This window comes from Solibacillus sp. FSL W8-0372, assembly GCF_037969735.1.
Taxonomy (GTDB): domain Bacteria; phylum Bacillota; class Bacilli; order Bacillales_A; family Planococcaceae; genus Solibacillus; species Solibacillus faecavium.
Window position 1 is genome coordinate 2,094,495 of the sequence record NZ_CP150204.1, and the last position, 25,217, is coordinate 2,119,711.

General features: G+C 36.2%; 29 protein-coding genes. 13 read left to right on the forward strand and 16 right to left on the reverse strand.

The window, feature by feature from the left end; all coding sequences use genetic code 11:
- Nucleotides 1-468 precede the first annotated feature (468 nt).
- A complete protein-coding gene (locus MKY13_RS10450) occupies nucleotides 469-831 on the forward strand; it encodes a hypothetical protein (RefSeq protein WP_191701567.1) in 363 nt (120 codons plus the stop codon).
- 453 nt (nucleotides 832-1,284) lie between these two features.
- Here the strand turns inward: MKY13_RS10450 and MKY13_RS10455 are convergent, their stop codons facing one another.
- Both MKY13_RS10455 and MKY13_RS10460 read right to left on the reverse strand, forming a co-directional pair.
- Entirely contained in the window at nucleotides 1,285-1,497 is a 213-nt protein-coding gene (locus MKY13_RS10455; protein ID WP_191701602.1) for a bacteriocin immunity protein, read from the reverse strand.
- 132 nt (nucleotides 1,498-1,629) lie between these two features.
- A complete protein-coding gene (locus MKY13_RS10460; protein ID WP_191701566.1) occupies nucleotides 1,630-1,968 on the reverse strand; it encodes a hypothetical protein in 339 nt (112 codons plus the stop codon).
- Between the two features lie 494 nt (nucleotides 1,969-2,462).
- Between MKY13_RS10460 and MKY13_RS10465 the strand changes: the two genes are divergently transcribed.
- The 6 genes from MKY13_RS10465 to MKY13_RS10490 all read left to right on the forward strand — a co-directional run bounded on the left by MKY13_RS10465 (nucleotide 2,463) and on the right by MKY13_RS10490 (nucleotide 7,699).
- Entirely contained in the window at nucleotides 2,463-3,491 is a 1,029-nt protein-coding gene (locus MKY13_RS10465) for a PTS sugar transporter subunit IIC (RefSeq protein ID WP_191701565.1), read from the forward strand.
- A 321-nt stretch (nucleotides 3,492-3,812) separates the two neighbouring features.
- Nucleotides 3,813-5,333, forward strand: a complete 1,521-nt coding sequence (gene istA, locus MKY13_RS10470; RefSeq protein ID WP_318245237.1) for an IS21 family transposase — start codon at nucleotides 3,813-3,815, stop codon at nucleotides 5,331-5,333.
- Nucleotide 5,334: 1 nt separating this feature from the next.
- Nucleotides 5,335-6,087, forward strand: coding sequence for an IS21-like element helper ATPase IstB (gene istB, locus MKY13_RS10475; RefSeq protein WP_191701900.1), 753 nt, complete (start codon nucleotides 5,335-5,337; stop codon nucleotides 6,085-6,087).
- A gap of 164 nt (nucleotides 6,088-6,251) precedes the next feature.
- Nucleotides 6,252-6,782, forward strand: coding sequence for a DUF6241 domain-containing protein (locus tag MKY13_RS10480; RefSeq protein WP_191701564.1), 531 nt, complete (start codon nucleotides 6,252-6,254; stop codon nucleotides 6,780-6,782).
- 52 nt (nucleotides 6,783-6,834) lie between these two features.
- Complete coding sequence (locus MKY13_RS10485; protein ID WP_339212479.1) at nucleotides 6,835-7,257, forward strand: hypothetical protein; 423 nt, start codon at nucleotides 6,835-6,837, stop codon at nucleotides 7,255-7,257.
- Between the two features lie 202 nt (nucleotides 7,258-7,459).
- Nucleotides 7,460-7,699, forward strand: a complete 240-nt coding sequence (locus tag MKY13_RS10490; protein WP_191701562.1) for a hypothetical protein — start codon at nucleotides 7,460-7,462, stop codon at nucleotides 7,697-7,699.
- A 211-nt stretch (nucleotides 7,700-7,910) separates the two neighbouring features.
- Here the strand turns inward: MKY13_RS10490 and MKY13_RS10495 are convergent, their stop codons facing one another.
- Nucleotides 7,911-9,560 carry a catalase gene (locus tag MKY13_RS10495; RefSeq protein WP_339212481.1) on the reverse strand — a complete coding sequence of 550 codons (1,650 nt, stop codon included), beginning with the start codon at nucleotides 9,558-9,560 and terminating at the stop codon, nucleotides 7,911-7,913.
- Nucleotides 9,561-9,815: 255 nt separating this feature from the next.
- On the opposite strand from MKY13_RS10495, the gene MKY13_RS10500 reads away from it, so the two are divergent.
- Nucleotides 9,816-10,082, forward strand: coding sequence for a hypothetical protein (locus MKY13_RS10500; RefSeq protein WP_339212484.1), 267 nt, complete (start codon nucleotides 9,816-9,818; stop codon nucleotides 10,080-10,082).
- A gap of 79 nt (nucleotides 10,083-10,161) precedes the next feature.
- Here the strand turns inward: MKY13_RS10500 and MKY13_RS10505 are convergent, their stop codons facing one another.
- A complete protein-coding gene (locus tag MKY13_RS10505; protein ID WP_339212486.1) occupies nucleotides 10,162-10,497 on the reverse strand; it encodes a hypothetical protein in 336 nt (111 codons plus the stop codon).
- A 147-nt stretch (nucleotides 10,498-10,644) separates the two neighbouring features.
- Between MKY13_RS10505 and MKY13_RS10510 the strand changes: the two genes are divergently transcribed.
- Nucleotides 10,645-10,821: a hypothetical protein gene (locus tag MKY13_RS10510; protein WP_339212489.1), complete on the forward strand. Its 177-nt coding sequence runs from the start codon at nucleotides 10,645-10,647 to the stop codon at nucleotides 10,819-10,821.
- A 108-nt stretch (nucleotides 10,822-10,929) separates the two neighbouring features.
- Here MKY13_RS10510 and MKY13_RS10515 read toward each other — a convergent pair whose 3' ends face one another.
- The 8 genes from MKY13_RS10515 to MKY13_RS10550 form a co-directional block, all read right to left on the reverse strand.
- The gene (locus MKY13_RS10515; protein WP_339212492.1) at nucleotides 10,930-11,940 is read right to left on the reverse strand and encodes an LLM class flavin-dependent oxidoreductase; all 1,011 of its coding nucleotides are present in this window, start codon (nucleotides 11,938-11,940) and stop codon (nucleotides 10,930-10,932) included.
- A gap of 6 nt (nucleotides 11,941-11,946) precedes the next feature.
- Nucleotides 11,947-12,231 carry a DUF3219 family protein gene (locus MKY13_RS10520; protein WP_339212496.1) on the reverse strand — a complete coding sequence of 95 codons (285 nt, stop codon included), beginning with the start codon at nucleotides 12,229-12,231 and terminating at the stop codon, nucleotides 11,947-11,949.
- Between the two features lie 268 nt (nucleotides 12,232-12,499).
- Complete coding sequence (locus tag MKY13_RS10525; protein ID WP_339212498.1) at nucleotides 12,500-12,913, reverse strand: molecular chaperone; 414 nt, start codon at nucleotides 12,911-12,913, stop codon at nucleotides 12,500-12,502.
- Nucleotides 12,914-13,241: 328 nt separating this feature from the next.
- A complete protein-coding gene (locus MKY13_RS10530; protein ID WP_339212500.1) occupies nucleotides 13,242-13,949 on the reverse strand; it encodes a DUF4274 domain-containing protein in 708 nt (235 codons plus the stop codon).
- 46 nt (nucleotides 13,950-13,995) lie between these two features.
- Nucleotides 13,996-15,285 (reverse strand): DUF1963 domain-containing protein, encoded by a 1,290-nt coding sequence (locus MKY13_RS10535; RefSeq protein WP_339212502.1) that lies wholly within the window; start codon nucleotides 15,283-15,285, stop codon nucleotides 13,996-13,998.
- 18 nt (nucleotides 15,286-15,303) lie between these two features.
- Nucleotides 15,304-15,978: a hypothetical protein gene (locus MKY13_RS10540; RefSeq protein WP_339212505.1), complete on the reverse strand. Its 675-nt coding sequence runs from the start codon at nucleotides 15,976-15,978 to the stop codon at nucleotides 15,304-15,306.
- 72 nt (nucleotides 15,979-16,050) lie between these two features.
- Nucleotides 16,051-16,653 carry a YwqG family protein gene (locus MKY13_RS10545; RefSeq protein WP_339212507.1) on the reverse strand — a complete coding sequence of 201 codons (603 nt, stop codon included), beginning with the start codon at nucleotides 16,651-16,653 and terminating at the stop codon, nucleotides 16,051-16,053.
- A 454-nt stretch (nucleotides 16,654-17,107) separates the two neighbouring features.
- Nucleotides 17,108-17,281 carry a hypothetical protein gene (locus MKY13_RS10550; RefSeq protein WP_191701551.1) on the reverse strand — a complete coding sequence of 58 codons (174 nt, stop codon included), beginning with the start codon at nucleotides 17,279-17,281 and terminating at the stop codon, nucleotides 17,108-17,110.
- A gap of 327 nt (nucleotides 17,282-17,608) precedes the next feature.
- Between MKY13_RS10550 and MKY13_RS10555 the strand changes: the two genes are divergently transcribed.
- The 4 genes from MKY13_RS10555 (at nucleotide 17,609) to MKY13_RS10570 (ending at nucleotide 19,809) form a co-directional block, all read left to right on the forward strand.
- Nucleotides 17,609-17,791 carry a histidinol-phosphatase gene (locus MKY13_RS10555; RefSeq protein WP_191701550.1) on the forward strand — a complete coding sequence of 61 codons (183 nt, stop codon included), beginning with the start codon at nucleotides 17,609-17,611 and terminating at the stop codon, nucleotides 17,789-17,791.
- Nucleotides 17,792-18,066: 275 nt separating this feature from the next.
- Entirely contained in the window at nucleotides 18,067-18,276 is a 210-nt protein-coding gene (locus MKY13_RS10560; RefSeq protein WP_191701549.1) for a spore coat protein, read from the forward strand.
- A gap of 12 nt (nucleotides 18,277-18,288) precedes the next feature.
- The gene (locus tag MKY13_RS10565; RefSeq protein WP_191701548.1) at nucleotides 18,289-18,651 is read left to right on the forward strand and encodes a spore coat protein; all 363 of its coding nucleotides are present in this window, start codon (nucleotides 18,289-18,291) and stop codon (nucleotides 18,649-18,651) included.
- A gap of 21 nt (nucleotides 18,652-18,672) precedes the next feature.
- Nucleotides 18,673-19,809 carry a zinc-dependent alcohol dehydrogenase gene (locus MKY13_RS10570; protein ID WP_339212511.1) on the forward strand — a complete coding sequence of 379 codons (1,137 nt, stop codon included), beginning with the start codon at nucleotides 18,673-18,675 and terminating at the stop codon, nucleotides 19,807-19,809.
- 236 nt (nucleotides 19,810-20,045) lie between these two features.
- Here MKY13_RS10570 and MKY13_RS10575 read toward each other — a convergent pair whose 3' ends face one another.
- From MKY13_RS10575 to MKY13_RS10590, 4 genes are all read right to left on the reverse strand, one after another.
- Nucleotides 20,046-20,840 (reverse strand): alpha/beta hydrolase, encoded by a 795-nt coding sequence (locus tag MKY13_RS10575; protein WP_339212513.1) that lies wholly within the window; start codon nucleotides 20,838-20,840, stop codon nucleotides 20,046-20,048.
- 339 nt (nucleotides 20,841-21,179) lie between these two features.
- A complete protein-coding gene (locus MKY13_RS10580) occupies nucleotides 21,180-23,117 on the reverse strand; it encodes a sigma-70 family RNA polymerase sigma factor (RefSeq protein ID WP_339212516.1) in 1,938 nt (645 codons plus the stop codon).
- 249 nt (nucleotides 23,118-23,366) lie between these two features.
- Nucleotides 23,367-24,335: a nitronate monooxygenase family protein gene (locus MKY13_RS10585; RefSeq protein WP_339212519.1), complete on the reverse strand. Its 969-nt coding sequence runs from the start codon at nucleotides 24,333-24,335 to the stop codon at nucleotides 23,367-23,369.
- A 52-nt stretch (nucleotides 24,336-24,387) separates the two neighbouring features.
- Entirely contained in the window at nucleotides 24,388-25,149 is a 762-nt protein-coding gene (locus MKY13_RS10590) for an enoyl-CoA hydratase-related protein (protein WP_339212521.1), read from the reverse strand.
- Nucleotides 25,150-25,217 lie beyond the last annotated feature (68 nt).

Below are 25,217 nucleotides of genomic sequence, written 5' to 3' on the forward strand. Positions count from 1 at the left end.
ATGGAATAAATACCGCATAATATCACCTCAACTTATACTATTTCCTACATAGACGTTATTTCTTAATAAAAGTTGTTGAATATATAAACGCACCCAAAGCATAGTTTGTGTACTTATTGTTCACAAACAGCCAAAATTTCCCTATTCAATTGAATAAGGGGGATTGGTTCCCTAAGTGTCATTTGGGAACGTTATTATTTATGCTTTATCAATCAAATAAAATAATTAAGTTTTGTTTTTTAATCTTTTTTCGATATATATCCAAGCATAATAAATGAACCAAGCAATCAGAGGAATTAACATTAGATAAGTAAGCTCATTTGCCGTAAAATAGTATATTAAAAGTAAGCCTATTATTAACACTGGTACGAAGATAATAAAATACTTCTTTTTATGCACCATGACACCAACCCCTTCACATTTCATAAAAATAATTTTAACATATATTACCAATAGAATAACCGAAAAATGGTTGTTTTTGACGAAAAACAAGACTTAATATATGAGGGTAATCTGAATAACTTTGAGGTTTGTGGTGAAGGTAAGTACTACATTGATGGAAAGATGTTAAATAAATTCAATATCCCGAGTAAATTATTAAATTTATTTAAATCGCACATATTTGATTTTGAAAATTTAGACCTGATATTACACGCTACTTTTATTAGCGAAAACGAAATAGATATTAATTGCGAAATAAAGATTACACTAAGAAAAGATGGAATTAAAGTTGTTTCAGGTTACATCATAGGAAATAAACCGTTATTAGTCTACGTTGATAGCGAACCGATTGAAATCAATATTCTTGGCAATCATAATGCAAAGGCTTAAACCATCTATTTCAGTTGATTTTAGGGTACGGGATTAATATGATTACAAAAAATATACTGTATTATAGATAGTAGACTAATCCTATTTCTAAAATAGACTGCTCTTGTGGACAGCTTTTACAATTTTTTTAATTGCGATTTTTTACTACGTGTGCAATATAGCTAACTATCCAGAATACTTCCGGATATTTGGCTATTCGTATTACATAATGCAAAAATGCATGAAAATTAACATCCATTTGAGTACACTAAACAAAACCCTTTTTTATAGCTCCTTTCGTATGTAGTCGGTTGTCCAGACCTAACTATATTGTACGATTGGAGTTTTTTTATTGTCCATAGCTAAAAGCTTTCCGGAATCCCCTGTACAGCAGAGGGGTTTCAAACCTACAAAAAAGAACCCTTGAAGGCATATAGCCATTCAAGGTTCTCCTGATACATGTTCTAAATATAATTATTTTTCTTCTTCATACGCTAAGGCAATCTCCACTACTTCTTCTGGTGATAAATCCTCTTCATTCCAAAAAATTAAGTCACTAGGGGCTGGATGAGGAACATTGTCTTCTAAAATTTCTATATATCCGCTTACTTCTTCATCAGACAGCTTAGGATTACATATTTTATTTACTAGTCCAACTAATTCATCTTTAGATAACTTTTTTCTCATTTTTTCCACCTTCTCCACTTCTATTTCTCCCCAAAATGATAAGCAGGGCCTAAAATATTTTGGTGCATTTCTTAAGTCTTTACCTATATCCTTAGTAACTATTGATTATCTCTTAAAAACATTCACATTATATTATGAATACCACTCATCGTCAGAAAATTTCTCGCCATCTTCAGTAGGCTTTATATTGTATATGTCTATGAACCTTTTTATTTCTGACCTTAACAACACTAAATCCTTACTCTCAATTACAAAGCCCCTATGGTTATTCCAACCCATATCAACTTCTAAATTTATATCCAACTCCCTACACCAATCAATAAAATCATACATAATCATGGTAAAACAAACGTTAAATTTATGAACTGAAACCCAAATACCTATTCTTCCATCTTCAAGATCTTGTTGTCGTAATTTTAAATCTCCATCTAAGAACCATTTAGTATGTTGTTTTTGCTTCTCCTCAAGCATTAATTCGTCTCCTCCTATTCTTTGTATAAACCTGTAAGCACATTCATTGTTAGCCTTGTTCTTAAGCTACCATAAATCACTTCTTCCCACGACCAATACTTCCCAAAAAATTGTAATGATTCACCAAATACTTTAGCTAACTCATTATCAACTGATGTCCCTATTTGTGATTAGGCCTTGATTTATATATAGAGTATAAGAGTACCGATTTATCCTTAACATTATAAATTTACGCTTGCTAACCAAAATGCTAAATCCCAAGATGTCATTAGATCTTTGCTTTACTTCATCATTATTATACCAGAATAATATTGACTACTTTTTTAAATTATATTAATATTATAACAATTTACTAGAGGAAAGGATTTAAACAAAGTAGTTAATCAAGCAAACAGAGCTTATTTCTATTCGTAAGTAACCTATCCATTCATGGGTTTGTTATTTTCGGAAAATTCATAATATAATTAATGTTATATTTTAGGAGGTATTTGAAAATGAAACAAACGACAAAACAATACATTATTGATAGGATGTATAAAGGGTCTCAAGGGCTTGCAAACGCAGTTCTTGTCACATTAGGTATTGGCCTTCTGATTGAAACGTTCGGAACTTTTACTGGTTGGGAAGGCTTTACAACTATCGGTAAGGCAGCACAACTTATGCTTGCGCCTGCAATTGGTGCTGGTATCGCTTATCAACTTGGTGGAAATACATTAGTTATTTTCAGTGCGATGGCATCTAGTACGATCGGTGCAAATGCCCTTCATATGAATGCAGATGGAGCCTGGATTCTTACTACAGGGCAACCGATAAGTGCCGTGTTAGCTACCATTATTGCTGTTTGGGTTGGAAAGCGCATTGCTGGTAAAACGAAGTTAGATATGTTGGCTATTCCATTTTCAGCTATATTAATCGGAGGTGTCTCGGGTGTAGTATTAGCAGCAGTTACTACCCCACTTTTGGAGCAGTTAAGTAGATTTATCGCAAACTCTGTTTCAGGATCTCCTGTGATAGGTTCCATAATTATCGCACTAGTCTGGAGTATTTTCCTGATGTCTCCAGCCTCTTCTGCAGCAATTGCTATTGCCTTACAACTTGACCCAGTTTCGAGTGCCGCTGCACTGATTGGATGTACAGCTCAGTTTGCCGGATTTACGGCGATGTCTTATAAACAAAACGAATTAGGTGCCAATATTGCCCAATCATTTTTAACACCAAAAGTACAATTGCCAAATCTCGTTAAAAACCCACTTCTTGTTATAGGACCATTTCTATCCTCCATCATTTGTGCGCCAATCGCGATATTAATGTTTAACTTTGAAGTTCCTTATACATTAGCTGGACTTGGTCTAAACTCATTTATTGCACCTTTAAATATTCTTGCTAACCAAGGTGTGATGGTTTTAATAATGTATATTGTATTAGGCGTCATTTTACCAGCGATCATTTCTGTTACTGTTTATCATTTCCTAAAAGCTAAAGGACTAGCTAAGACGGGTGATTTACGTTTGGAAATCCAATAAAGATTAAAGCTTTATACTCCATTACTTCTGTAAAACTAATACAGAAGTAATGGATTTTTTTATGAATTACTTTAATGAAAATAATTTTAAGAACTAGCAGTTGGGAGCTGTTTTTCTTTTGGTCTTGTAAGCTGTTTCAAATCATCTTACAATTATATTGGTAGTAAATTACCAAAGTAAGGAGTGGTTGAAATTGTAACCGCTAAAATAAACTTAACAGTTTTTGCTCATTTCAAATGAACACTTTTCATCTAAATAATAGTTTCCTGTAAACTGGAAATATCAGTTTATAAGGAGGCTGTCCCAATGGAGGAGAAGCTTGTGTTACATATTGAAATCCATCAATTACGAAAACGTCGTTTAAGAATTGCACAGATTGCTAAACGACTTAAAATTTCACGTAATACTGTGTATAAATATTTAGATATGTCATTTGAAGATGCAGTAATTGAATTTAGTCATACTGGTCGAAAGAAAAAGCTAGATGAATACCGGGATTGGATTGTGAATTGGTTACGTGAGTATCCTAGTTTAACGGGTGCACAAATTTTAGATTGGCTGCAGGAGCAGTTTCCATCAATTAATGTTGGAGAAAGTACTGTAAGACGCTATGTAAATGAAATACGTGAGATTTATCAAATTGAAAAGATAGACGAACCTCGAGAATACGAAGCGGTAATTGAACAACCACCAGGCAAACAATTACAGGTAGATTGGGGACAAACGATTCAAAAAACAACAGATGGCAAAGAAGTAAAATTATATTTTATCGCCTTTGTTTTAGCACATTCTCGTCATAAATATGTCCTTTGGTTAGATCGTCCTTTTACAACAAGGGACACCATTGGTTGCCATGAAAAGGCTTTTCAGTTTTACGAAGGTGTGACAGATGAAATTGTTTATGATCAAGATAATTTAATTGCGGTAAGTGAAAATGCCGGCGATCTCATTTTAACGAAGGATTTTCAGCAGTATGTCAAAGACCGTAAGTTTAAAGTATACCTCTGTCGAAAAGCAGACCCTGAGTCTAAAGGGAAAATAGAAAACGTTGTAAAATACATTAAGTATAATTTCGCTAAAAATCGCATCTATACAACACTTGAAGATTGGAACCATCGGTCTTTGAAATGGTTAGAACGTACAGGTAATTATAAAGTGCACAATACAACAAAAAAAAGACCTTTCGAAGTGTTTCTCCTGGAAAAGCAACACTTAAGAAAAGTCTCTACACCGCTTTCTATAATAGAAAGCAACCATACAGAAATTATAACAAGGAATGTGAACAAGGACAATACAGTTCGGTACGCATCAAATCGATATTCGGTTCCATTGGGGACTTATACGAAATATCCAATCATACATTTAGTGCCCCAAGGGCAGAAACTAAAAATTTTAGCACCGCATACTGGAGAAATTCTTGCGGAACACACAATTAGTTTAGAAAAAGGAAAACTTATAAAAAATTTAAATCATGGACGTGATCGCTCCACATCGCTCGATCAATTACAACGAAAAGTGCTTACATTATTTCCTTATGAAGATGCTGAGCAATATATTGAAGATGTTTGCCATACATACGGTCGTTATCGTAGAGATCAATTATTACTGTTCCAAAAGGTTGCGAAAGAGAGTCCAGAATGGATTCCAGCAGCGATTGATAAATGTATTCAAGAAAAGTTATATAGTGCAAATGAGTTTCGAGACGTTGTTGCCTATTTTAAGCGGACAAAAATCGAACCAGAGCAACCCACAACTGTTGTAAAAGAATCAAAAGAATCTCTAAAAATAGCTGTTCAAACGAGAGATTTAAAAGAATACATTCATCGTATGGGAGGTAAATAAAATGAGCAAAAGTGTGGTAGATATTCAACAAGCTTTTAAACAATTACGTTTAGCAGAAACGGCTGAGGGGCTCCCTGAGCTTCTCCGTCAAGCTGAACAAGTATCATGGACTTATTTAGAATTCCTTGAGGAATTAACAACATTAGAGCTTAGAAGACGTGAAGAAAAGAGCATAGAGAAACGCTTGGCTTGGGCGCGATTTCCTTATCATAAACCCTTGCATATGTTTCAACTAGAAGAACAAACAGCGATTACAGAGCGTCAAATGAAGCAGCTGCAAGAGTTTCAATGGTTAGAACAAAGTTATAATTTAATTCTTTTAGGACCACCTGGTGCAGGTAAAACATTACTGGCCGTAGGCTTAGGCATTGAGGCAATACAAGGAGGCTTTCAAGTCTATTTTATTACAATGGGTGAACTAATTCAGTTACTGAAAACGGAGGAGTTTACGCATCGCTCACAAATCCAATTAAAACGTTTGCGGGCGTCAGATTTAATTATTATAGATGATGTGATGTATATGGCTTTAGATCAACGCGAAGCAACGTTATTCTTTCAACTCGTGCACCAGCTGTACGAGCAAAGTTCACTCATTTTAACATCGAATCGAAGTCCAGAAGAATGGACAGAATTAGTGGACAATCAGGGAATGATGACAGCTATTTTGGATCGGCTGTTACATCGAGTCGAGGTTATTCATATGAACAACGAAAGTCATCGTTTAAAACATCAGCAAAAGATTTTTAACGAATAAAAAGTGTTCATCCTTAATGAGCAAAAAATGTTCAATTTGGGTTGACGGTTACAAATTACTGAAGAAGTAAAATATGCAGTGATTAATGAATTTATTATAGATCTAGCGAGTGAAAATGAGGACGTAGAGCTAGCTGTTGCACGTGGGTTAATGGAGTATATTAAATGAAGAAAACACTAATCATTCTAGGAATTATTATAGGTGTTCTAGTCCTTGCAGTTGGAATTTATTATTTAGATGCTTATTTAAAACAGCCAACGGAACAAGAAATTGAAGAGGCTCGGGAACAAATTGAAAAAGGATTTCAAACTCCTGAGAAAGATATGCCAGAGGACCAAAAGCTTGATTTAATCGAATTTTTCCCAGATGGAATGTTAGAATTTCAATTGCAAGAAGTAATACATGCTATGTCTCACCAAAAAGTAAAAGCAGACCAGAAATGGGGCGTTCATATGATTACGAAAGAACGCATTGAACGTTTGCTTGAAATAGCGGAAATGAACAAAGAAAAGTATGAATGGGGTCAGATTTATATAGATATATTAAGCAGATGGGTAGAAGGTGATTTTTCTAAAGCAGTTGAGGACCATAACGCAATTTGGGAGCTTCAAGACGGAAACGTTGGGATAGCTTATGATCTGCTTTCTCCTGTTGAAGAAAAAGCTTACCTTGATTATTATTTTAAAGAACAATGATAAAGCTGCTTAGAATGTGAACTAACTGATTCAATAAAAAGGGGGATATTCATTGCATCCAACTGAACTAATTGAATTGATTATAGTTGGTGGGATTTTACTTGTTATTCTATTAGTTTCTATTATTTTGAAAGGAAGATGGAGAAAAGCTAGTCAGGGATTGGCTATTTTATTTTTAGTTTCTTTTGGTATTTTTTATTTTGTACGTCCCTATTGGATTGATATGCAAATCGAAAAAAAAGTAGGTTATCTACAGATATATTTGGAAGAACAGTACCCTGGAGAAACTTGGGGTTTTAGGACGGTGCCCCATCGGGAGGACGGTTATAAACACCTGAATCCATATTATATAGGCGTAATATTTAATAATGAACGACTAGTGGAATATAAATATTTCGTCAGTAATAAAAATGACATTACCCAACGAGGCTGGAGTACATCTGATTTACATGACCTAAAACATTTAGAAGAATAATTATTGTTTATTATGAGGGCAATCATCTCTTATTGATTTGGTTATTATTTATGATCTTCAACTAACGAATGCTTTAGTGAAACAAGCATTTCAAGATCATTCCCCTCTACCACTTTGGGAGTATTAATGTTTTACCTAATAATTACGTTATCCGAATTTATGTACATTAGACCTAACCACTTTTGATGATTAAGGGGGAGCTATGGAGGAGAAAAAAAACGGTGGTTCTATATTAAGCTCAATTGGTTGGATCTCAGTGGCGTTATTATTTATTACTTTAATGCCACCATTATTTATGTTTTTCCCTATTTGTATAGGGATAGTATTACGACGTGATTATCAAGAGCAGAAACAAGAAGGATTAGCAATGATTATTTTAGGGGTTATTGGCGCACTTGTAGGTTTCCTTTTAGCAATGTACGTTAATTTAAAAGTACTTTAACAGGGGGCTCCCTATTTTTAGGGGTTACGCTTTATCATGAACATATTCCGTTGATAGTCTTATAACTATCTCTCCATTATAAATACAGTCATGTTTCCACCAATAAGTGTAACTACACCGCCTCTACAAATCGCAGGTAAGTTAAAAGACTTAAGCCTGATTGAATACCAAACTTAAGTCTTTTAGTTTAACTAATTGGATTTTTTAATCATTAATACGGGTCTGCCTCATGGCTTTTCTTCACTGCATCTTTTGTTGCTTCATTCGCAGCAGTCGTACCTTGTCCATATTTAGAAAACCCTGACTCTCGGCCTGGTAATTTACCTTCCTGAGCCACCTTTTCGATTTCTTTCATTTTCTTTTGAGTCTCTTCCTTCACACGGCGGCCATAATCTTCATCCGCCTGTGTAAAGTGATCAAACATCGCTTCTTGAATGCGCTTATCACAGATTGCCAGAGCATCCGATAAGTTATTAATAAGCTCATCACGTTCCCAGTCTTCAAAACTGCGGTATGTTTCACCTGCTTGACCATAGTTATTCGGGCGATCAATAGGCTCACTCATTAATGCCGCATTATAAGATGGCTGATGTGGTGGGTGTGCTTTATCCCCTGCATCACGGTAGCCACCAATCATTGACGGCTCATAATTAATATGTGGGTTTTCACCGGATTCTTTAGGATCACGAGTATCCATTTGACCACGCTGCTGATTTGTACGAACCGGTGCCTTTGGTGCGTTGACTGGCAATTTTAAATAGTTTGAGCCTACACGGTAACGCTGTGTATCTGAGTAAGAGAATGTACGTCCTTGCAGCATTTTATCGTCCGAAAAGTCCATACCGTCTACTAGAACACCAGTTCCGAATGCAGCCTGCTCGATTTCTCCATGGAAATCTTCAGGATTGCGGTTAAGCACCATACGACCTACAGGCAACCAAGGGAACTTATCTTCTGGCCATAGTTTCGTGTCATCAAGTGGATCAAAATCAAGTTCCGGATGATAATCGTCCTCCATAATTTGGACGAACAGTTCCCACTCTGGATACTCTCCACGTTCAATTGATTCATATAAGTCCTGTGTAGCATGTCCAACATTTGTAGCCTGAATAGAGTTTGCTTCTTCTTGTGTCAAATTGCGGATACCTTGTTTTGGTTCCCAGTGATACTTCACAAGTACAGCTTCACCTTTTTCATTAACCCATTTATATGTGTTGACACCTGAACCTTGCATATGACGATAAGTCGCTGGAATACCCCAAGGAGAAAATAGGAACGTAATCATATGCGTCGCTTCCGGTGTACGTGAAACAAAGTCAAACATACGCTGTGGATTCGGTACGTTGGAAACTGGATCTGCTTTAAAAGCATGAATCATATCAGGGAACTTCATCGCATCACGAATAAAGAAAATCTTTAAATTATTACCTACAAGATCCCAGTTGCCATCTTCCGTATACATTTTCACCGCAAAGCCGCGTGGATCGCGTGCAGTCTCAGGTGAATCCTTTGCACCTGCTACTGTAGAAAAACGCACCATAAGTGGCGTTTGTTTACCGGCACCAGAAAAGACTTTTGCGCGGGTATATTTTTCTACCGGCTCATCTCCAACCTTGCCGTAAGTTTCAAAATAACCGAAAGCACCTGAACCACGTGCATGTACTACACGTTCAGGAACCTCTTCACGGTCGAAATGTGAAATTTTTTCAATGAAATGGTAATTTTCTAAAGTCGCTGGTCCACGGTTACCCACTGTGCGGATATTCTGGTTGTCCCTTACAGGGTGTCCTTGACGAGTAGTTAGAATTTCACGTTCCCCATCTTCTTTTTTTACAACATGTTTGTCTTTGTTCTCTGCCACAATAAAACCTCCTCTAAAATACATTACTTATAAAAAATATTAAACCTATTCTTTATGCTTTATACCCGAATTTATCTGTTTATATTCAATTTCCCTCTTGTTTTTTATTTATCTCTGTTTATTTAGCTTGATAAATTCGGTAAGGTAAGTTCGCATAAAAACCTAACTGATGTATCAATCCTTGTTAAAAGATTAATTATTTCGTTTTTTAATGCAAGGGAATATGGTAAAATGATATGTAGGAGGTGTATATGTATGCTTTTTTGGAGTCCCTTTTTGTTGGGTATATTAGCAGGTGTTATATTTATAATACTTTCCATTTATCTAAGAAAGAAAAGCTTTCCTAAATTAGTTACAGTTATCCCTACGTTTGTTTTATTAGCTGGCGGAATTATTATGATTTCTGTGGGGTATATTTATTTCTATGGCTTTGAAGGGTTTGCTTATTTCCAATTCGGTGTAGCCAATCTACTTTGCCTGTTACTTCTATTTCCAATTATTACGAATAAAACTTCTTACTGAATATGAATTGAGAGTTATTGAGGCATTTAAATTCCCCAATAACTCTTTTTTAATTGCAAAAACCTCACACCTTTTATTTCTAATTTTCGATCACCGTTATTTCTTTAGCTTCAAATGTTGGTCTTTCAGTATCGGCACTTAATGTTACTGGTTCTTCAAAATAAACTGAAACGATATTATTTATATTTAATTCATCTAATGTTAATACATCACCAGCTTGAGTCTTAATAATCGTTTCCTCGGTTATTTTAATAGCACAAGAATAACCTATGTCATCTTTACTATTAACTAAATCCGAACAGCCAACATTGATACTATCTTCTTCAATTGAAGAGATTTCTCCGTAAATAGAATACGTTTCACCTGAACAAGCAGTTAAAAAAATGAAAATAAATATGAAAATTAATTTCTTCATACATAAACACCTCCATATGCTTTATATATTGGATAAGCACAAACTTCTCTATAGCGTGCTGTGATGCTTTACAAATGATTAAAGGATATAGTAACAAACATATCGAAGTAATAGATAATGTAAAAAATTGGTTTAGGATGTGTAAGTATGAAAATAATTAATTCAATCATAGGGCTTCTGATCATTATATGGGGCTCTTTACTTCTTAGTATTACAGTACATGATGAAACATATAAAACGCTTATGTATAAAGTAAATGGTACATTATTAATGACTTTAGGTATTCTCTATTTAAGGAAGTTTGCAAAATGGAGAAAGCAGTAGTTGTTTTTTCAAGTTTCTGAGTCAACATTAGATTGCCCTATAGTTAAAAAAGGACGCCATTCTTCTTCAAGAATGCGCCCGATTGTTGATAATTTACTATTAAATCTCCTAAGTAATGTCCTTCTGAAACACTTCTTTTGCAATGAGTTCATAGGAGCGAATTCGATCTTCCGGTAAGTATGTGATGGTATTAATCATCAATTCGTCTGCTTCGTATTTTGCCTTTAACTTAAGTAACTTCTGTTTCACTTCATGAGGGTTGCCAATAATGATGTTCTGTTTCACTTTTCCCAACGTTTCTAGATCTTTTTCCGTTAACTTATAGTGCTTAGCTTCACTTATAGAAGGCACTCCTTGATGCGCCTCCCCTTTTTCCATTTGTAAAGACCAGATGAGATAGCTTGCTGCAACTTCTTCGGCTTTTTCTGTCGTTTCTCCACAAATGACATTTACCGTAACGATAACTTGTGGCGTTTGCCCTTCTTTTCTTGGTTTAAAAGTATCAATATATTCCTTAATGATACCAGCACCATCCTGATCGCTCATAAAATAACCAAAAGTATATGGCAAACCATGCTCCGCTGCTAGTAACGCACTTTTTTTACCTGTTCCTAGGAGCCAAGTTACGGGCGGATTTTCAGGTATGGGAGACGCCGATAACTTTGAATATTCGTTATCCGATGGAAAATTGTCATTTATAAAATGAAGTAAGTCGCTCAATAAGGCAGGAAAGTTCCCTACATTTTTAATAAAGTTACCAGACAAGGCCGTCATCGCTTCCGAAGATCCACCTGGCGCTCGTCCAATCCCTAAATCAATACGATTTGGAAATAACGTCGCTAGCATATTAAATGTTTCAGCCACTTTATATGGTCGATAATGCGGCAATAAAACCGCGCCAGATCCTAACCGAATTCGATTCGTGTGAGCGCCAATATAGCTTAACATCACTTCAGGTGCAGGACATGCTAGACCAGATAAATCATGATGTTCGGCAATCCAGTATCTTGTATAGCCAAATGCCTCCCCAGCCTGTGCTAATTTCATTGAACAATTTAATGCATCCCTAGGCGTTTGGTTGGAAGAGATAGGAGATTGATCTAATATGCTTAATTTCATTCAAATTCATTCCTTTTCTTCCACTAAAGTCAATGTATACTGCCCTACTTGATCTTTTTCATACAAATTTGTAATAGAAGTCGAGTAGTTATAAATCGTTCCTCTAAACATTAATTCTTTCTCAGGAATTTTAACGTCAAATGTTCCGTTGTAAAGTAAAGTCGCAATGTCATGATAATCTTCACTTGTCACATCAAAAATGACCAAGACTTTATAGCGCCCCTTTACTTTTTCTTCTTCATAGCTATTTAATTGAATTACTCTGTCATCTAAAATTATTTTACTGACCAAAAAAATCACTTCCTTATCTAAAAACTATAAATTCCATTATAAAACAAGTGGAGGAAAATGACGCAATATCCCCCTCTCCCATTTCCCGAACTGCATAAGTTACAAGTGTCCTTCAGATATTAATTAGTGCACTACAAAAAGCATTGTTTACATGTCACTTTTTTCGTCAAAGAAAAACCGTAGCGCATGTACTCGCTACGGTTTTCTAAAAAGCTTTCGAATTCCATTTCTATGCCTTCAGCCACGAATTGCTCAAAATGTTCAGTATTTAAATTTCCATATCCATTACCTCAAATTTAGCACTCTGATCGTAACCTTCTTCAAAATCACGGTTATACATTTCTTTAAAATCCAATGACCTGTAAAACGGAACATCCTTGCTGCTTTTTTCCAGCGCTTTATGAATGGCTAATATTACTTCGTCATTCGCTACAATCCCAAATAAGCTCTCTCGCTTAATCTCACCTGTCGTATAGATTGATAGGTCATCGTAAACTACGAAATCAATGTAGCGAACAACATTGAGGAAGCTCCCTCCATGTGTCATAACAATTCGTAACGGATCCTTTAAAGAAATAATCTTATTTTTAAATCCAAACTGGATGCCCCCAGCTGGAATGTAAATGATTTTGTTTTTCTCTGTTTCCACGATATTTTCAATTTTTAAAAACTCAAGTTTCATCTTTACTCCTCCTATGTATCACATCTAACATATACCCTGTTTTCGCAATTACTAATACGCGGGAGTAAAGTTTTTCAACCTGTTTGTTTTTGTGATTTAAGTCCTACCATTCCAGCCAAATCTTTAGCTCATACGATTGGCATTTCCCAATTGCTAAGCAATAGCTAAAAAAGACCCCGTTATCTAAACAGACAGGATATATAAAACAAAAAAGAGTAGCACAAATCAATTGTTTACTCTTTTGTCCGTAGAATTATTTTTTGACTTAAGGAAAATGGGGGCATAGTAAAAAGCATGAAGTAGCCTCCCGTTTTCAAAACGGGCTTTTTTAGCTGCTGGTCCGCTCCAATCTTTCATTCAGGGCAACCGCAAGTTGATTAAAGTGTCTTTCCTCTTCCGTGCTAAGCGGATCACTCGAATTACCCTTATCCAGCCAATAATCTCCATCTAACAATTCATACATGTCAAGAAGTGTAATTTTTTGAGTGACCGGATTTTGAAAAACCGACAACATCGGTTCCGGGCCATCATCCCAGTTATATTCGTTCACAATGGCATGTAGGATTTCCGCCGAATTTATTCTTTCAATCTTTTCACACATCTTTTTCTGAGACTCCTCATATAAAACCCCATCAACAACCCTTTGCTCTTCTAGTGTCAGAGAAAGGCGAACGGCTCCTTTGGTTTCGAGCAGAAGGTCCGCAATCTTTATATCTATACGAGCTGCATTCCAAGCTGTAGCCAATATGCCGAAAGGGGAGTCCAGTTTGGCCCCAGCTTCGATGAGCTTTAACAGGGCTTCAATTTGCTTGAACTTTACAGCTTTTTTTAGTGCAGTATCACCAAGTTTATCCTGTGCCTCAAGATCTGCTCCCTGTTCGATCAATATTTCTATCGCCTCAACGGGCATTCGATTGGTCAAAAAAAGCATCAGCGGTGTTCTCCCCCGCTCGTCCTGTTCATTCACATCCAGTTCCGTTACTGCCTTCTTTACAAGTGAAAGATCATCTGTCTTGCTAACTTCCTTCCAATTCAAGCGTACTCCCCCTTTGACACGGTACTATCATAAACACGAATGTTATTCAGCTTTGCTGATATATCGTTGCTGTAATCAGGTCTTTAGAACAAATAAACATATAATAGATGCCTTCAGCATATTCATCAAAATCAGCATAATCGATTTGCCCTAAAAACTGCATTCTTCGTTCGCAACAAGGACAAACTGGATACTCAGGATCCTGGACCCAGCTTGGGTGCCCGCCAATCTGAGAATCCAATTGTGACATAGTCCAAACAGCAGCATAATACGGTGATTGTGGCTCTTTTGATAGAACTAGTTTAGGTGAGGGTTCAGTACTGCTGTTTACGTCATCTAAATCTGGGAGATAAACGGGTTCCTGATTAAAACGGCTCCAGACAGGTAAGCCATCTTTGTCCAATTCCATATATATCACGCTAAAGCTCCCACATAATTCACAGGTTATCACCTGTAGGTTCTCCATTTGCAGGTCGAGATATTGCAAAGCCGGATGAGAAGTAGCAGCGACCATCAACTTCGTTAACTTCCTATTGCACCATGGGCATGTTGAATCGCTCGTCTCAAGAAAACGGGCATGATTTTCTTCAATTACAACATCATCCTGATGGTCAGCTTGCCTGATGCCAAAACATATTTGATGTACTAGGTTGCGCCTTTCCCCATTTGGAGTAAGCTCCCATCCTCCATCAACAGCATAAGTTTCAGGCGTTACATATAACTGTTCCGCCCATTTTGGTTGATGCATTTGCCATTCCTGGTACTGGTTTATGACCTTAGCATCACCAATCCAGCCGAGTGCAAGGAGAAGATGATTTCGGTTGTCCTCATCCCATAACACCCGCTCTATAAGCTGACCTCGAATGTCTTGTGGTGCATCTTTAAAAAGAATCGGATCCTGAAACAAGCCGCGCTGTATCAGCTCTGGTAAAGCAATTGATATATTCTCATTTCGGTAGCACACCAAAGCTAATAGAATATCCTGTGCTTCACTTTCTTCGTTAACAGCGAGTAATTCTATTGCATATTTCAGCATACGCTGCGCATCTTGGTTTGATAAAGAAACGTAAAGCTTCTCCTTTCTTATTGGAAAGGGAGCGTATTGAATTAGCGGATCATACTTTCTCGGTGCATGCATGACCTTGAGAATGTCCACTTGATCTGCTAATCCCTCATAGAGATTCACCGTTTTTCGGTTTTTCTCAATATAAGCTACCCGTTTTTTTCGTTCCTGCTCGTGGTGGCAAGGCATGCAGATACCGTTTGTTTTGGCTGCTGTACTCGGTAGAATAGTTGCGCTGCATCCTTCCATCCTGCATGGTATTCGTTCTGTCATTTCTATTCACCTCCAAAATTATAAACCAATATATAGTTTATTTTCTGAGAAGACTGCTGCGTATCCATGTCTGTACAGTTCAAAATAAGCTGCGAACGGGTCACCATTTAATCTATAACGGGGCCACTGAAGATAATATGAAATCCAGTAATCACAAGCAATCGAGTAATATGCCTCGTCCAAAACTTCAATCGGTTCATCGTATTCAATCTGTTCGCTGATTATATCAAAAATCGCCTCATATATTTCAGAATCATATTGCTGACGAATTCCATCTATCGATCCGGGAGGTACAATTTTAACCTCCTCGATTCCATCTAGGTACTCAGTAGAATCTTTCGTATCAAACTTCCTGGAAGATCCCAGCAATAAATCCTTTAAGCCTTGAATAAACTGCCTGCCATAATCTACGAGTATATCATTGGGTACATTACTATCTTTACTAATAAAATATCCTGACACTGTGGGCCCACTATAATCCACAGGATTTAGCATTTCATAGATTTGTAATATCCTCTGCAAATAAACATGTCCAGCTTCAAGAGGTTCAAAAGTAGCCCCTACACCTTTTCCATCTGGCATAAACATTTGAAAGTAACCATAGAATCGTGCTTCATCGATATCTGCTTCTCCGGAATTCATATCATCATCCATCAATTGAAGTAAATATCTTGCATAGGATTGTTTATCCATATAAACTTTAAACCTCTCTTTCGCTTATTAGTGGCGGCTTTTTTATAAGCTTTAGACGAATTTGGTGTCTCACTAGCAACTTTGCCAATCATACACGACTTTCGAAAAATCCCTATTTTTCAAAGCATCTTTTGGAATAGAGAAAACACAATTCCCAGAATCCCCAAACATAATACCGCATTCATCATCAATATCTAGTTGCAATAAAAGAAAATCGTCATCACCAAATCCAATATAGTCATTTTGAACAAAATAAGGATAACCGCCAATTCTGCTATCACTACTATAGCAATCTTCGCTCAATTTCTCATATTCTTCTTCTGATAACTTATCCATGAAAGTCTCTTGAAATAAATCTAATGAGGAAGACATAGGCATTTCCCTTGATTTAAAATACATTTTACCACTATGTGAAAAAGGGAGATTCATGATATATTCTTCATTTCCAAAAGGATGTTCCTTCACTAAATGTTCTTCATTTTCTATATAACTTTCAATATATCTTACGAAAATGGGGTCTTCCAAACCGTACAAGTCATCATTTGTAACAAAAAATTGTAGTAATCCCTTTTCTGGTAATTCAACTATATTTTCAAGATCCCCCAGATTAATTTGTGCTAAAAACAACATAGGTTTTCCATTTTCACCCATCGGATAATCTATATTATTTTCCAAATAGGGACATCCCCCTAATTTACTTTCATAAGGTTTTGTTTCTTCACGCTTAAAACTTATCTCATTACTATAAAAAAGTACCTTTAATCAAGTTTTCATGTTCTTTCAAAAGTTTAGGAATTTCGTATTTCATCAATGAATATCCTCCAATTCTAATTTATTTTTATAGTCGGATTGATTCAAAGTAATAAGATTAGTATTGCTTATTACCATTGTTGCCAATCCTCTTTGTAATAGATTGTAATATTCTTACAAATAAAATTACAATCTTTTGATTGATCAATAGGATATTAAAAGATATCATTCAGCTATTTGGTACCATCACACTCTCGATTAAGTTATGGATAAATAGGCGGGTTATTACAAGTAAAATTTATAAAAATAGCCACTCTGTCCGAAAATAGAGTGGCTTGTTGAGCAGAACTTTTCAAGAGTTATTTTCCTTCCAAATTAATCAATCTTCTTCATCTAGCTGATTCATTTTATCCTTTATCTGAAATAAAAAATGAAGTTGCATTTGTTTAGCTAATTTTTCTGCCATTCCTATCGATTCAAGATTTCCTTGTATATCAGCTATCTGTTGTTCAATATAAGCTCTTAACTTTTCATACTTTTCTAAATCACTCACTCAACTTACCTCTCTAAGCAAATTTTTATTACCTAGTATGCTCTGAATGTGGAGATAATAAAATAAGAATTTAATACAACTACTCATAAGTATCTTCAAATTTATGGATAAATTTTTCTTTAAAGTCCAGTAGCTTGAACAACGGCACAACTTTTATTCAGCTCTTTATGTATGACAAATTGTACTTTTTCATGCGCTGCGATGGTAAATAATTCCTGTAATGATGCACTCAAAAAATTAAACTTAAGGGAAAATTTCCAACTGATTATTGAGTATTTTCTATAGCTGTTTAAGCCATTCTAATTATGCGTAAGGAGGTGAGCAGCATTGGAAAATAATAACTTCAAACGTGAACGTCAACGCAATAATAATAACAATAAGAACAATAATAATGCATTTGAATTCGGTGAAGATTTCAACTTTGATAATTTAAATGATCATAATCAAATTAACCGTAATAACAACAATAACAACAACGTTAAATTTATCAAGAAAAACAATAATAAGTAATATTACTATGAGGCTAAAAGTTGCTTTCCACTCCGGACAACCTTAACGATGACTAATACAGATGTGGTTTAATGCATAAGTCTTAATCATTTGTTTTTATCAAACGTAAATAAAGAGACGAATTTGAAGCACAAAAGAAGTATGTGCTTCAGTTCGTCTTTTTAGTTATTCAATTAATAAAAACAGCTGTTTAATCCAACCTAAAAGGTGAATTTGAATAAATAGACTCGCTCCAGGGCAAACTTTTTCAAATAAACTCTGGAGGTGGGATGACAATGTTTGAGAAAAAATTAGCACTTCATGAAACAATGGAATTTCATGAAGTCATTAACTTTATGACAACTAGTTTACTTAAATCGAAGCTGAGTCAAGGTGTAGTCTTTGATGATGATTTAAGAGCTTTATTAGACAAAAACGTAAAATTAACTACCCCCGCACTTACCGCTATGGTTAAGCTCTACGCTAAATCGGAATTAGAATATTAGGAGGACTATGTTATGGAAGACTATTTAGATCCTTTAAATTCAATCGGAATGCCCGAACTAACTGATTCGGGAATTGCCCTTGAATTTTTACTTACAACAAAAACGGGAATTCGAAATCTTTCAATCGCCTTAACAGAAACAGCTTCCCCAACTCTCCAAAAAATCATGAGAACGCAGCTAGAAGTCATGATTGATATATACTTTGAGATTTCTGAGCTAATGTTGAAGAAAGAATGGCTTAAGCCCTATGATCTTGAAGGTCAAAAAGAATTGGATATTAAATCTGCAGAGAATGCGATTAGTATTGCACAGTTGGATCTATTCCCTAAGAGCATGAATCGCAAAGGAATGTTCCCTACCCCACCAAAAAAGTAAACGGAAAAGAGGGATTTTTTAATGAAAGCTGTTACTTTCCAAGGTATAAAAAATGTTGAGGTTAAAGAAGTAAAAGATCCTAAAATAAAAAAATCCGATGATATTATAATTCGCCTAACAACAACAGCTATTTGCGGATCTGATTTGCATCTGATGCATGGTATGATCCCAAATATAGGGCAAGATTATGTCATTGGCCATGAACCAATGGGAATTGTAGAAGAAGTTGGCAAGGATGTAACGAAGGTGAAAAAAGGTGACCGGGTTGTCATTCCTTTTAATGTCGCTTGCGGGAACTGCTGGTATTGTAATCACGAGTTGGAAAGTCAATGCGATAATGCCAATGACAATGGTGAAATGGGCGCCTACTTCGGATATTCAGACACAGCAGGCGGATTTCCGGGAGGTCAGGCAGAGTATATGCGTGTTCCCTATGGTAATTTTCTCCCCTTCAAAATCCCTGAAAAATCCGAAGTTCCCGATGAAAGTTTAGTTCTCCTTGCCGATGCTGCCTCAACTGCTTTTTGGAGTGTAGAAAATGCCGGTGTAAAAAAGGGAGATACGGTTGTTATTCTTGGCTGCGGACCTGTTGGACTATTGGCGCAAAAATTTGCTTGGTTGAAAGGTGCAGAAAGAGTAATCGCAGTTGACTACATTGGATATCGTCTCAAACACGCAAAGAAGACAAACAAGGTGGAAATCGTTAATTTCGAAGACCATGAAAATTGTGGTGAATATTTGAAAGAGATTACAAAGGGCGGCGCAGATGTTGTCATTGATTGTGTCGGGATGAGTGGAAAAATGACGCCTCTAGAATTCCTTGCAAGTGGCGTAAAACTGCAAAGTGGTGCTATGGGAGCGATTGTCTTAGCCAGCCAAGCCGTACGTAAAGGAGGTACAATTCAAATTACCGGTGTTTATGGTGGTCGATACAATGCTTTCCCACTCGGAGATATCTTTCAACGCAATGTAGCAATCCGTACCGGACAAGCCCCGGTTGTACATCTCATGCCTCATGTCTATAACTTAATCGCCGATGGTAAAGTTAATGCGGGCGATATTATTACACATGTCCTCCCTCTTGAAAAAGCAAAACATGGTTATGAAATATTCGACACAAAACAAGATGATTGTATTAAAGTGGTTTTAAAACCGTAATCGATATAGAAGAAAGCCGAAAAAATATTTATAAGTATAAAAAGAGCACCATTTAAACTACTATTGATTAAAAAACAATTATTTTAGAGTAAACGAGTACTTATCTAGTTTCATTTTATATTAAAAAAAGTGATACCTTAAGAATTCCTCTAAATGTTCATTACAAATGTTTAAAGCCACCTACTATAAAAGTGTAGATGGCTTTAAAGTTGTTATTATGAAAGTGTTGAAAAGTCTCACAGTGAACTAACTTTTGCAAACACCTGATTGGACTCGATAAATTGGTGGATCGCTTCATTTGACTCCAAGCTTTTTTCAATAACGCATACATGCCCGCAGTCATCGAGAATTTGTAATGATGCGTATGGATTATTCTCTACTGCACGCTTCGCTTCATCTAAAAATAAATGATCTTCTCTACCGATTAGATAAAACTTCGGAATTGTACAGTCACTTTGCTTAAGCTGCTCATAGGGCTTCCTCGCATTTTTCAATAAATACGTCCACTTTACAAACTCTTTTCGCCCTAACTTCGTTGCCTCCTGCACAAAATAAAAACGTGATTTAGCATGCGATTTTTTCGGCATAATTAAGTATGCAAATGTTTTGTAAAAGAGCATATATGGTGCGAAATGGCGGAATATCCATGCGCTCTGAATTAATAATGACGACCATCTATTAAACTTGAGCACCGGACCAGCTAGCGTCATCGTTTTAATGTACTGCTTCGCACGATACATAAGCTCATTGCCGATAATTGTCCCAAGTGAAAATGTTAAAAAGTGTGCGTGTTTAATCTTTAACTTCTCGAGCACCTCCGTAATCTTCGGCACTACATCTGCTGCGGCATAATAATTTACATCTAACCCATTCGAATCGCCATGACCCGGTAAATCAATTAATAATAAATTATAATGCTGCTTTAAATAATCAGTTTGTTTATAAAAAAGGGTGCTCTTGCCTCCTAGACCATGTAGCAGCACGAGCCATTCCTTTTGATGACATGAAAAAAGTTTAGTGTAATGTAGCATATAGGACTCCTATTAGTATATTTCTTCGTTGTCAGTAAGCGATATATTTTCCATTCAAGAAAATATTATTCTTTGAAAAATAATATCTAGTTGTAACCTGACTATAACGTGACGGTTCAATCGCGTCAAATGTTGCATACTAATTCACAAAATGCTCATATTTAACTAACAATTTCTATGTTTTAATGTAATTTTTGGTCATTACTAATATTTGTAGGTTGGATTGCTTAACGGGATAAATAGAGGAACTAATTTCCGTTATTATTAAAATATTTTTTTGATGCCGAATTAGTTTAAAAATATTGGTGGAACTCGCTAGTAGTTTCGCGCAAGCTTTCATTAAATCAAACTATAAATAACCTCCCCACTTTCCGCATTTACCCCTTTTATAAAGGCACCCTCCGTCATCCGTATACGGTAAATAAAACGCATATTGACCTCATCCTCTTCTGTTTCCCCATACACCTTGTCCCATTCCAGGTGTACTTTTAGACCTTTTAGTGGCAGTAATTCTTTAACTGACTTAATTGCTTTTGGTTCAAACTGTTCAATATATTCAACTGCTACATTCGGTGTTAAAAACATCAAAATAGCGCCTGTTATTTTACTAATATTCATATGGAAAAATTCATTTTCAACGAAAAATCCATCCTTCTGCACGACAAAACGGAAAAAGGCACGGTTTTCCTCTATGTCCTCTTCATCTTTTACTTCAACATATAAATATGGTGTATACTCCGAATAGTATGTTTGAATAAACTGTGCGGCAATCTGTAAACATTCCTCTTCAGAAAGTTTCCCCTCACCTTCAATTTCCGCAAACCAAATAAAACTATCCAAACGCTTCGTACGTTTGTCCACCTTTGCTTTTACTCGATTTTCAAATTTACTTTTCATGTAATGCTCGTATGATTTCCCCTGAGGATTTTGCCAGCCTTTAGGACGCCAATTCAGCTCTTCATACGCTTCATCCATACTCATGCTTACCTCTTCATATTGCTCCCATTCCTCATTGATGCCAATGATTTCTCCAATTTTGTCCTTTTTCGGCAATGCTTCAACGTTTGGAAATGGCATATAATTTTGCTTTCTCTCATCACCAGAATCAAATAACGGTTTACCTGTTACCGCATCATAGGCCTGCCTTAATAGCTTTGATTCATAGATCGCATATATACCTGATGCTGCAACGGAATCATATTTTTCATTAAAGCTTTCTGCACAAATTGACCAGTCACCTTCATACAATGCATTTAAAATACGTTCCGTAGGGTAAAGCTCCTTTGGTATTTCTGGAGGATTTTCCATATAACCCGTATAGGTGAAATGAATGATCTCACCTGGATCGGTTACTTCTATAAGACAATAAAAACCGTCTAATGGAAACCCGCCCACAACTTGTCCATACTTAAAGCTTGTACTCGATTCCTTTTTATTTTGTTCTATTAGTGTATAATACGAAAGTGCTTCCGGGTATTGTTCATGTAGCAGTCGCTCGGCTATTTTAAGCTTCATCTCTTCAGTAATCGGTGCACCTTCTTTTGAGGGAGTTTTCGCAAAATCATCAAGTCGCCCTTTATCATCTAATCGAATAAAAACTCCTTCATCTTTACTTGGCCCTTGCCACATAAACGAAGCAATTCCTTCCTCATGATAATCTTCCAGTTCTAGCTCATAATGTTCAGGCACATTTCCATATTGCTGTGCTAAGACCAATAATTGTTCTTTTAACATGCGATTTACCTCCTTTTGTTGGATTGATTTTTGCATCGTTTCCTCTAGCTTTTGGCGTATTGCCTTTCTGCCGCGGTGCAGATGCATTTTAATCGTGTTGTTTGGCTTCCCTAACATTTCCGCGATTTCAAACACTTTAAAATCATAAAAATAATGCATTACGATCGCCATTTGGTAGTCTTTTTTAAGGCTTTCAATTGCGTTATGCAACTCGCTGTAATCCACGCTGTTTTCCTGGTCTAGTAACTGAAGCTGTTCCATAATTTCTAGCTCTATCAGCTCCGTACGCTTCTTCTTATTCATTGCAAAAAAGCTTTCACGAATCAATATTTTATATAGCCATGTCGCAAAATATTTCGGCTCCTTTAGCTGGGCCAGTGCACCAAATGCTTTTATGAACGTTTCTTGTACAATATCTTCCGCATCCTGCTTATTTTTCATATATGTATATGCTTTAGCTAATAATCTAGGCTTATGCATCGTAGTTATGTGCCGGATTGCATTTTCATCACCAGCAAGTGCTTGTTGTATGTACTGATCCATCTTATTCCCTCCTACTATCTTAGAGTACGGATTTAGTTTAAAGGTTTCATTTTGTGAAAAATTTTTAAAACTAATCACTAAAAAATAGACCATTTATTAAAGTTTATAATATTAACAGCTGAAATTCACAATATCGTATTCCTGCTTTTTCTGCTCAAAAAAAGACTCCCCTATAGAGAGAAGTCTGTTAAAAACATGATTGAATTCAAGCATAGATTGGCTTTAATCCCTAAATTCATCTTACCAATCCTATACAGGGAGCTTTTGCATTGCCATTTTCATATGTGCTTCTTTATACTCTTCCTCAAACCGATTAATCAGCTCTCTCGTCGGCACTACTTCTTTAATTGCACCAATACCTTGTCCACTTCCCCAAACATCCTTCCATGCTTTTTTATCTCCCTCTTTAAAATTCATAGCTGAAAGATCGCCTTGCTCTAGGTTATCTGGATCAAGCCCTACATTTTTAATAGAACCTTTCAAATAATTGCCATGCACACCCGTAAATAAATTACTATAAATAATATCTTCTGCCGTACTGTCTACAATCATTTGTTTGTAATCTTCACTAGCATTTGCTTCCGTTGTTGCAATAAATGGTGACCCAATATAAGCGAAATCAGCACCCATCGCCTGTGCCGCCAAAATAGCCCTACCATTTGCAATCGAACCTGACAACGCTAATGGTCCATCAAACCATTCCCGAATTTCCTGTATTAGAGCAAATGGGCTTTGTCTGCCAGCATGTCCACCTGCACCGGCAGCAACGGCAACCAATCCGTCTGCCCCTTTACTAATCGCCTTCTTAGCAAAATTATTTGTTATGACATCATGAAAAACGATACCACCATAGCTATGAGCCATTTCAAATACCTCTTCTCGGGCCCCTAGCGAAGAAATAATAATAGGCACTTTATATTTTATACAAAGCTCCATGTCTTGCTCTAATCTAGTATTCGTTTTATGCACAATTTGATTAATCGTGAACGGGGCAGCAGGTCTTTCAGGGTTATTTTTGTTATAAGTATTTAATTCCTCAGTTATTTCAGCTAACCATTCATCAAGTACACTCGTTTGTCGTGCATTCAACGCTGGAATAGATCCAACAATGCCTGCTTTACATTGCTCAATCACTAGTTTCGGATTACTAATAATAAACAATGGGGAACCGATAACTGGTAGTCTTAAATTTTCTAAACTTTTTGGTAAACGTTCCATAAAATCCACCTCTCCACTTTTATAAAACTCCAATATACATCTATTCAGTCAACTATGATTGGTTAAAAACAGGTTTTCGTTTTTCAAAAAAGGCTTCGACCCCCTCTTTAAAGTTTGCTGATTCAAAACATATTCCTTGTGCAAACCCTTCTAACTCCAAAGACTGGGCCAAATCATCAAGAATGCTTCTATTTACTAGTTTCTTCATGAACCCTAAAGCCATTTGCGGACCTTCTGTAAGCTGATTTGCTAGTTTGTAAACTTCGTCTGTAAACAAATGATCTTCCAGTACTCGATTAACAATTCCAAGTTCATGAGCCTGCTCGCCAGAAATTTTTTCTCCAAAGAACATCATTTCTAGTGCACGATGCCTTCCTATCAGTCTAGGTAAAAAATAGATAGAGCCTAAATCAGGAATTAACCCCACCTTTGAAAAACTTTGAATGAATACGGCAGATTGATTCGCAATAATTATGTCGCAAGCTAATGCTAGGCTAAAGCCTGCTCCTGCTGCAGCTCCATTAACAGCCGCAATAACCGGTTTTTCAAGATCTACAATGGAAGAAATCATTTCATGTCCCGTTTGCAATCTCTTGCGACCCGAAGCCGCTTCTACATCTTTTAAAGCACTTAAATCACCGCCTGCAGAAAACGCATCTCCTTCACCTGTCAAAACAATCACTTTTACGTCATCATTGTTTTGAACTTCAGTAAAAAATTCTTTTAATTCCTCTCGCATTTGAAGGCCAAGTGCATTTCTTACTTGAGGGCGATTTAATTTTACGGTACACACACCATTTTCTGCTAATGTCACTTGTATACTTTGGTAGGTCAACGTATTTTCTTCCCTTCTTTTTAGTTTATCATTTCATACTATTTATT

Bases quoted from the DNA above. Each gene is read 5' to 3' on its own strand.
- MKY13_RS10450 (WP_191701567.1), top strand. From the start codon at position 469: ATGGTTGTTTTTGACGAAAAACAAGACTTAATATATGAGGGTAATCTG.
- MKY13_RS10490 (WP_191701562.1), top strand. From the start codon at position 7,460: ATGGAGGAGAAAAAAAACGGTGGTTCTATATTAAGCTCAATTGGTTGG.
- MKY13_RS10515 (WP_339212492.1), bottom strand. From the start codon at position 11,940: ATGAAATTAAGCATATTAGATCAATCTCCTATCTCTTCCAACCAAACG.
- MKY13_RS10460 (WP_191701566.1), bottom strand. From the start codon at position 1,968: ATGCTTGAGGAGAAGCAAAAACAACATACTAAATGGTTCTTAGATGGA.
- MKY13_RS10465 (WP_191701565.1), top strand. From the start codon at position 2,463: ATGAAACAAACGACAAAACAATACATTATTGATAGGATGTATAAAGGG.
- MKY13_RS10500 (WP_339212484.1), top strand. From the start codon at position 9,816: ATGCTTTTTTGGAGTCCCTTTTTGTTGGGTATATTAGCAGGTGTTATA.
- MKY13_RS10580 (WP_339212516.1), bottom strand. From the start codon at position 23,117: ATGGATCAGTACATACAACAAGCACTTGCTGGTGATGAAAATGCAATC.
- istB (WP_191701900.1), top strand. From the start codon at position 5,335: ATGAGCAAAAGTGTGGTAGATATTCAACAAGCTTTTAAACAATTACGT.
- MKY13_RS10560 (WP_191701549.1), top strand. From the start codon at position 18,067: ATGTTTGAGAAAAAATTAGCACTTCATGAAACAATGGAATTTCATGAA.
- MKY13_RS10480 (WP_191701564.1), top strand. From the start codon at position 6,252: ATGAAGAAAACACTAATCATTCTAGGAATTATTATAGGTGTTCTAGTC.
- MKY13_RS10525 (WP_339212498.1), bottom strand. From the start codon at position 12,913: ATGAAACTTGAGTTTTTAAAAATTGAAAATATCGTGGAAACAGAGAAA.
- MKY13_RS10565 (WP_191701548.1), top strand. From the start codon at position 18,289: ATGGAAGACTATTTAGATCCTTTAAATTCAATCGGAATGCCCGAACTA.
- MKY13_RS10455 (WP_191701602.1), bottom strand. From the start codon at position 1,497: ATGAGAAAAAAGTTATCTAAAGATGAATTAGTTGGACTAGTAAATAAA.
- MKY13_RS10585 (WP_339212519.1), bottom strand. From the start codon at position 24,335: ATGGAACGTTTACCAAAAAGTTTAGAAAATTTAAGACTACCAGTTATC.
- MKY13_RS10535 (WP_339212502.1), bottom strand. From the start codon at position 15,285: ATGACAGAACGAATACCATGCAGGATGGAAGGATGCAGCGCAACTATT.
- MKY13_RS10505 (WP_339212486.1), bottom strand. From the start codon at position 10,497: ATGAAGAAATTAATTTTCATATTTATTTTCATTTTTTTAACTGCTTGT.
- MKY13_RS10575 (WP_339212513.1), bottom strand. From the start codon at position 20,840: ATGCTACATTACACTAAACTTTTTTCATGTCATCAAAAGGAATGGCTC.
- MKY13_RS10540 (WP_339212505.1), bottom strand. From the start codon at position 15,978: ATGGATAAACAATCCTATGCAAGATATTTACTTCAATTGATGGATGAT.
- MKY13_RS10570 (WP_339212511.1), top strand. From the start codon at position 18,673: ATGAAAGCTGTTACTTTCCAAGGTATAAAAAATGTTGAGGTTAAAGAA.
- MKY13_RS10510 (WP_339212489.1), top strand. From the start codon at position 10,645: ATGAAAATAATTAATTCAATCATAGGGCTTCTGATCATTATATGGGGC.